Annotated in this window: 4 protein-coding genes and 1 pseudogene; 3 read left to right on the top strand and 2 right to left on the bottom strand. The window is 70.2% G+C overall.

Annotation, left to right across the window (positions count from 1 at the left end; genetic code table 11):
• The coding region (locus tag KBX53_RS25665; protein ID WP_210862085.1) for an ABC transporter permease at positions 1-326 on the top strand (326 nt) is incomplete at its 5' end.
• Positions 327-390: 64 nt separating this feature from the next.
• On the opposite strand, the gene KBX53_RS25660 is transcribed toward KBX53_RS25665, so the two are convergent.
• Positions 391-1314: an AraC family transcriptional regulator gene (locus KBX53_RS25660; RefSeq protein WP_210862084.1), complete on the bottom strand. Its 924-nt coding sequence runs from the start codon at positions 1312-1314 to the stop codon at positions 391-393.
• Positions 1315-1453: 139 nt separating this feature from the next.
• Here KBX53_RS25660 and KBX53_RS25655 point away from each other — a divergent pair, with 139 nt between their 5' ends.
• Positions 1454-1759 carry a putative quinol monooxygenase gene (locus KBX53_RS25655; RefSeq protein ID WP_210862083.1) on the top strand — a complete coding sequence of 102 codons (306 nt, stop codon included), beginning with the start codon at positions 1454-1456 and terminating at the stop codon, positions 1757-1759.
• A 50-nt stretch (positions 1760-1809) separates the two neighbouring features.
• On the top strand, positions 1810-2778 hold the full coding sequence (locus KBX53_RS25650) for an alpha/beta hydrolase (RefSeq protein WP_210862082.1): 969 nt from the start codon (positions 1810-1812) through the stop codon (positions 2776-2778).
• Between the two features lie 31 nt (positions 2779-2809).
• On the opposite strand, the pseudogene KBX53_RS25645 reads toward KBX53_RS25650, so the two are convergent.
• Positions 2810-3758 (bottom strand): annotated as a pseudogene (locus tag KBX53_RS25645) (ATPase); the annotation flags it as partial.

Below are 3758 nucleotides of genomic sequence, written 5' to 3'. Positions count from 1 at the left end.
TACTGGTGATCTTCTCGTTCGCGTTCTCCTGGGTGTGGACGTTCTTCGGGCTGATCCTGCGCAGCGAGAAGTCGGTGATGGGGGTCAGCATGATGGTGCTGTTCCCGCTGACGTTCCTGAGCAACGTCTTCGTCGAGCCGAGCACCATGCCCGGCTGGCTCCAGGCGTTCGTGAAGGTCAACCCGGTGACGCAGCTGGTGGCCGCGATCCGGGGCGCGATGAGCGGCGAGTCGGACCCGTCGGCAACGATGTGGCTGCTGCTGTGGAGCGCCGGCTTCGTCCTCGTCTTCGGCACCCTGACCATGTACAAGTACAACCGCCGCTGACAGTGCGACGGACGCCGCCACAGCCGTGGCGGCGTCCGTCCGTCGTTGGCGCGTCGGTCTGCGGTCAGACGACCGCTGGCACCTCGCTTCGGCTGGTGCCGCGCAGGAGGGTGGCGTCCTGGCTGGGCGGCGCGCCGAACTGGCGACGGTATTCGCGGCTGAACTGCGACGGGCTCTCGTAGCCGACCCGGATGCCGACCCCGGTGATGTCGTTGGGGTGGGTGGCGAGCAGGAGCCGGGCCTCCTGCAACCGGATCTGCTTCTGGAACTGGATCGGGCTCATCGCGGTCACCGCCTGGAAGTTGCGATAGAACGCGGACACGCTCATCCCGGACAGCCTGGCCAGCTCCTCCACCCGGAACGCCTGCGCGTAGTGGTCGCGGATCCACCGCACCGCCCGGGCGATGTGACTGAGGCTGCTGTCGGCCAGGCCCAGCTGCCGCACTGCGGCACCCTGCTCCCCGCTGAGCAACAACCAGAGAATCTCCCGTTTGATCAGGGGTGCGAGCACCGTGACGTCCCGGGGCCGGTCCAGCAGTCGAAGCAGTCGGACCACCGCGTCGCCGAGCTCGTCGGGAGCGTCGCTGACCACCATCCCGGAGGGCGTTCCGCCGGACAGAGGTGGGAGGTCGCCCGGTGCCGCCTGCAGCAGCAACTCGGCGACCGTGGCCGGATGCAGCACCAGCCCGAACCCCAGCGCTGGCGAGTCGGCGCTGGCCTGGGTGAACCGGCCGGTGACCGGCAGATCCACCGACGCGACAAGGTACTGGCCGGCCCGGTACTCGTACACACGGTCACCCAGCGCCATGCGTTTGGCGCCTTGAGCGATGAGCGCCAGCACCGTGCCCGACATCGACGTGGTTGGCCCGGTCTGCTGGTCGACCTTCGAGATCAGCACCCCGTCGATGGGGGTGCGCATGTCCGGGTGGGCGTGGCGGGCCAGCAACGTCCGCAGCTCGTCGAGGTACACGGCCCGATTGAAGCACATGACCGATGCTCGTCACAACGAGAGAATCAGGCAAGAACCCAAGAGCATCTTTCTAACGTTTCCGCTGGTGGCGATGGTCTTATTGAAGTGTCAGTTTTCCGAGATCGCAGCAAGAGCTAGACGATTAGGAGTCACTTCGATGACTGTCCACCACGGGTTCCAGGCCACCATGACCGCTCAGCCGGGAAAGGCGGACGAGCTGATCGAACTGTTGCTCGACGCGCCGTCCCTGCCCCACCCCGACTGCGTCGTCTTCCTCGTGGCCCGCTCGGCCACCGACCGTGACGTCGTCCACGTGATCGAGGGCTGGACCAGCGCCGAGGCGCACAGCGCGTTCTTCGCCGGGGAGCAGGCGCAGGCCCTGGTCGCGAAGCTTCAGCCGCTGCTGGCCGGCGACTCGACGTACACCGACGCCGTGCCGGTCGGCGGCAAGGCAACCTTCTGAGCCGGCGACAGCACCCCCTCACCCGACCCGCACCAGCGAAAGGATCCACGATGAACCTCCCCCGCCCGGGCATCGACCCCGAGTTGCTCGTACCCCTGACTGAGCTGCCGCCCATGCCGCCCCTCGGCCCCGAGGTGATCGAACAGCTTCGCCACTTCCCCCAACCGTCGATCGATATCCACCTGGAAGGCCGCGCGGTCTCCCGGCGCGAGGTCACAGTTTCCGCCGGCGACGGAACGCCGATCCCGCTGTCCATCCTCAGCCCCACCGATCGTGCCGCCGGCGCGCCCTGCGTCTACTGGATCCACGGCGGCGGGATGATGTGGGGCGACCGCTTCTCGAACATCGACATTCCGCTGGAATGGCTCGACCGGTTCGGCGCCGTCGTGGTCTCGGTGGATTACCGGCTGGCCCCGGAGGCAACCGGCACGACCCTGGTCGACGACTGCTACCGCGGTCTGCTCTGGGTGGCCGAGAACGCCGCGGATCTCGGCATCGACCCGGCCCGCATCGTCGTGGCCGGCGCCAGCGCCGGAGGTGGCCTTGCCGCAGGGGTCACACTGATGGCTCGCGACCGCAACACCCCGACCATCGCCGCCCAACTGCTGTCGTGCCCCATGCTCGACCACCGCAACGACACCACCTCCAGTCACCAGTACAGCGGGCTGGACGGCGTGTGGACCCGGGAGATGAACGAGTTCGGGTGGCGCAGCGTCCTCGGCGAGCACCCCGACCAGAACGTCTCCGCGTACGTCTCACCCGCACTGGCGGACGACCTGTCCGGTCTGCCGACCACGTACATCGACGCCGGGACCGCCGAGGTGTTCCGCGACGAGGACGTCGCCTACGCCACCCGGATCTGGGCCGCCGGCGGCCAGGCCGAACTGCACCTGTGGGCTGGCGGCTTCCACGGATTTTCGGCGCTGTTCCCGCGTTTTCGCGTCTCCGACGCGGCACGGCGCACCCAGGCCGACTGGCTCGCCCGGGTCCTGGAACCCGGCCCCGATCTCAAGGACTGAGCTGAGCCAACGGCCCGCCCCGACCGTGGGTTCAGAGCCGCCAGGGCAGCGGCTCGGCGGGCCGGTAGCGGCAGGTGGTGCCGGTGGAGACGGAGTCGCGCAGGTGGCTCGCCAGTGCCGGGTGCCGGTCGTCGAGCTTGCGTAGCGTGTCGCGGATCCGCGCGGTCACCGTCTTGCGGGCCCGTTCGGCCTCGTCCCCCAGGCGGCGGCTCCGGCCGGCGAGGCCCGCCGCGGCACGCAGCTCGTCGAGCAGTGCACCCCGCTCGACGTCCAGTTTGGACACCTTGAGGTCGTCATCGCGGGCGGCGGCCCGGTCGATCTCCTCGTCGAGGCGGGCCAGGTGCCGCCGGTAGCGGGCCTTCGCCTCGTCGTCGAGGACCGGGTCGGCTCCCATCCGGCGGGCGGCCACCAGTTCCGGCCCGGCCGCCGGGTCGAGCAGCTCGACCGCCGGCACGTCACTGCCCGGGTGGCTCAGCAGCAGGTGCAGGTCGTGCAACCCCTTGGCATCGGGCAGGTGCACGACCACACCGGCGTACGCGAGTTGCCAGACCGGCCCGTCGCGCCGAAACTCGTACCCCGCGATGGCCGACGCGACCGGCACGGCCTGGCTGGGCGCGGCGGCCTGACCCGGCGCGATGGCCTCGCCCGGCACGGCAGCCTGGCCCGGTACGGCAGTCCGGCCCGGCGCGGGGGTGTGGTCCGGGCGGTCGGTGTCGGGGGTCGTCGGGGCGGCGAGACGGTGGAGCACCTGCGTCATGCCGAGAGCGGTCGCCTCCTGGATGATGGCGGCCCGCAGCAGGGTCACCGTCGCGGTGTCGTCCGGGCGGCCTCGGCTGGCGAGGGCATGCACGAGGCCGGTGCGGGCGAGCAGCGACCAGGGCCGGGAGCCCAACCGGTCGGCGGAGTGGTGGGCGGCGGTGAAGCCGGCGACGGCGTCGTCCCATCGGCCCTGGGCGGCGTCGATCAGCGCCAGCCAGTAG

Origin of the sequence: Micromonospora sp. M51, assembly GCF_018070305.1 — a bacterium.
Lineage (GTDB): Bacteria > Actinomycetota > Actinomycetes > Mycobacteriales > Micromonosporaceae > Micromonospora > Micromonospora parva.
The sequence above is the reverse complement of the archived record's forward strand: the minus strand, read 5'-3'. Positions and strand labels throughout refer to the sequence as shown.

Bases quoted from the DNA above. Each gene is read 5' to 3' on its own strand.
- KBX53_RS25660 (WP_210862084.1), bottom strand. From the start codon at position 1,314: ATGTGCTTCAATCGGGCCGTGTACCTCGACGAGCTGCGGACGTTGCTG.
- KBX53_RS25655 (WP_210862083.1), top strand. From the start codon at position 1,454: ATGACTGTCCACCACGGGTTCCAGGCCACCATGACCGCTCAGCCGGGA.
- KBX53_RS25650 (WP_210862082.1), top strand. From the start codon at position 1,810: ATGAACCTCCCCCGCCCGGGCATCGACCCCGAGTTGCTCGTACCCCTG.